1 protein-coding gene is annotated in these 1,146 nt (G+C 37.7%); it reads left to right on the forward strand.

The window, feature by feature from the left end:
- Positions 1-212 precede the first annotated feature (212 nt).
- Entirely contained in the window at positions 213-1,064 is an 852-nt protein-coding gene (locus BLS65_RS17805; RefSeq protein WP_092441129.1) for a hypothetical protein, read from the forward strand.
- Positions 1,065-1,146: the final 82 nt, after the last annotated feature.

Below are 1,146 nucleotides of genomic sequence, written 5' to 3' on the forward strand. Positions count from 1 at the left end.
AAAACGCTTCCGTTTAAAGAACTTTTACTATATTTACCATTCAAGGCACACACAGCGGTTTGGCAAAAGTGGCGGTTCAGTGCTCCGCAAACAGTTTTGTGGTTAATCAAAGTTTAGTTTTTCAAATCAAGTTTTGTGGTAAAAATCGCCACCTTCGCCAAGCCGCAAACCGTTACCAGCAATAATAAGTGCACGACAAATACCGACAAAATATGGCAAAAGGATTAGTAGGTGGAATGACTGATTATTCACACCAATCATTTAACGACATCATTACCGATTTACAAAAGGAGCAGACGACTGTAACCGACTTTATAAACGGAATAAGTGCAAATATTGAAAAAGTAAAAGCAAGTGGCTATTGGGACAAAAAGGTTTCATCTGACTTTGCTCAAATTATTGGATATAGTCTAAAGCACTTTAAAACAACGAACGAAGAACTCAGCGAAATCGCTCAAGAGATTCAGATTGAAGTCAGAGAACATCATTGTAAAAGGTTGGAGAGAATTGCAACGGTTGCTGATGAAATTAACTCATCAATTGGAACTATTTGGCATCAACGATACAACGGAAAAGAATATGGAAATCCTGACTTTGTATTAGTTGAAGATATTTATGGAGACACGAGAGATATGGCAGTTAACTTACTTGACATTTCGAACATTGCTTCAAGACTAAAGGACTTTATAGGTAAAACAAAAATAATAATGGAAAAAAATCAAAACCTCGGAGGTATTTCACACACAACCTTTGGTGACAATGCTACAATTATTGTTGGCGACCATAATCAAGTTAAAACCATTCAAATTAAACAAGGCAATTTTGACGACTTATCTGACCTCTTAAAACGAAACAACGTTTCAGACGAAGATATTTCTGAACTCAAAAATATTGTCGAAAACGAAACTCCAGACACTGAAAAGAAAACTTTAGGTAGTAAGACAAATGGTTGGATTTCTAAAATGGTTGGAAAATGCTTGGACGGTTCTTGGGCAATAGGAATTGGTGCAGCAGGGAAACTTCTTGCTGACGGAATTAAAGCATATTACGGATGGCATATTTAACGGACAGAAGAATTACTGCTGGTAATCGAGTAGGTTGCCCCGCCAGCTAAGCCGACGGGGAGAACCTCTCACACCACTGTAC

Source organism: Williamwhitmania taraxaci (genome assembly GCF_900096565.1).
Lineage (GTDB): Bacteria > Bacteroidota > Bacteroidia > Bacteroidales > Williamwhitmaniaceae > Williamwhitmania > Williamwhitmania taraxaci.

What these genes read in the sequence shown, in the direction of transcription:
- BLS65_RS17805 (WP_092441129.1), top strand. Translation starts at nt 213, where the DNA reads ATGGCAAAAGGATTAGTAGGTGGAATGACTGATTATTCACACCAATCA.